The organism is Flavobacterium sp., assembly GCF_041392085.1.
GTDB lineage: Bacteria > Bacteroidota > Bacteroidia > Flavobacteriales > Flavobacteriaceae > Flavobacterium.
The window spans coordinates 1-1,766 of the sequence record NZ_JAWKMW010000002.1 but is presented as its reverse complement, the minus strand read 5'-3'; the positions used below and the strand labels follow the sequence as shown (position 1 = coordinate 1,766).

Annotated in this window: 1 protein-coding gene and 1 pseudogene; one reads left to right on the top strand and one right to left on the bottom strand. The window is 37.9% G+C overall.

What is annotated here, in order from left to right:
- Window positions 1-417, top strand: a pseudogene (locus R2782_RS00025) (ABC transporter ATP-binding protein); the annotation flags it as partial.
- A gap of 438 nt (window positions 418-855) precedes the next feature.
- On the opposite strand, the gene R2782_RS00020 reads toward R2782_RS00025, so the two are convergent.
- Window positions 856-1,662, bottom strand: a complete 807-nt coding sequence (locus tag R2782_RS00020) for an SDR family oxidoreductase (RefSeq protein WP_371265995.1) — start codon at window positions 1,660-1,662, stop codon at window positions 856-858.
- Window positions 1,663-1,766 lie beyond the last annotated feature (104 nt).

Sequence of the window (1,766 nt, the reverse complement as noted above, 5' to 3'; positions counted from 1 at the left end):
GTGGTAAGCCACGACCGTTATTTCATGGACAAAATTGTGGACCACCTTTTTGTTTTCAGAGGAAATGCCGAAGTGGAAGATTTCCCCGGAAATTATACCGATTTCAGGGTTTACGAGGATAGCAACATACAGGAAAAGCGCGAGGCCGGTGAGGCAGCACCAAAGGTAAAAAAAGACTGGAAGCAAGATTCCAGTCCTGCGAAACTTAGCTATAACGAGCAGAAGGAATATCAAAAACTGGAAAAGGAAATAGCAAACCTTGAAAAAAGTCGGGAGGAACTTCAGAATAAATTCGCTACGGAAAACTGGGACGGCACTGAAATTGACAAACAATCCATAAAGCTACAGGAAATAATTGATACCATTGCAGCAAAGGAAGAACGCTGGTTTGAGCTTTCAGCAAAAATGGAGGGATAGTTGATGGTTGATGGTTTGGGCATTTTTGCGGAGAGGAGAATGTGAAGTGCGGGAGATTAAATTTTAAAAATTAGTTATAATATGTTAGTGTTATGGCAGTCTAATTCTTTGTATTACCATTTTCATTAATGAAAACATCATCCTTTCTCCAAATATAAATAGGCATTGTTATTATACTCACAAATATTAGTAAAACAGTCCAGTTGCCTTTTTTGTTTTTATCAATGTTTTTAAATTTCCAAATTCTGTATATTAAGTAAAATAGGGCTGGGAGATATACTATGCTAACTATAATGCTTTGAAATTCAAAAGGAACTACGTTATTCGTAATCCAACGAAAAAAATCGATATTATAAAATGTTACCATATAAACTAAAACAAATAAATATGATATTGTCAATAAAATTTTTAAGTATAATTTCATAAATAAATTATTCATCACTTCAACCCATAATGCTTTAAAAGCATCCGTTCATAAACCTTGTCTGGTAAAATACGTTTTAACACAATAGAGAATTTCTGTAATGGCGCACCCACTTTGTAGTGAATTTTTGGGTTTGCGGTTTCTATAATTTGGTGAACAGCTTTCGCCATTTTTAAAGGATCACCCCCATTGTCCACATGCTCGTTCATCATTTTTAGGGTGTTGCCGTAGTCTTTTTTATAGGGGGAATTTTGCAAAACTGGTGCGTGATAACGGCCTGCGGCAATGTTGGTGGCGAAATCGCCCGGGGCAATATTGGTCATTTTTACACCGAATTGCATCGTTTCCATGCGCATTGCTTCAATGGTTATTTCTAAAGCAGCCTTGCTTGCGGAATAGATTCCACGGTATGGAAGTCCCATATATCCTGCAATTGAGGTAATATTCAAGATATGTCCAGAACCTTGTTTGCGCATTTGCGGCAGCACGGCTTTAATCACGTTTATGGGGCCGTGGAAGTTGGTTTGGAATGCTTTTTTTATTTCGGTTTCGGGGGTTTCTTCAATTGGGCCCGTAATGCCCACTCCGGCATTGTTAATTACAACGTCAATTCTTTTAACTTTGCTTAGTATTTCAGTGATAACAGCTTCAATGGATTCAGTAGCATTAACTTCCATTTTTAAAAGAGGAAAGACGGAGTCTGTAATTTTTTCAGGGTTTCGGCTTGTTCCAAAGACTTGGTAACCGCGTTGAGAAAGGTATTCACCTATGGCTTTACCAATTCCTGAGGAACCGCCCGTAATGAGTACTGTTTTTGGCATAAAAGGTTGTTGAAGAGCAAAGGTGCGTTTCTGCGGTGGGTTTTCCAAATAGTTTCTTGAAAAAGAAGAGCGAAAAAAGAAAAGAGAGGAAACTTTGGAGCTCA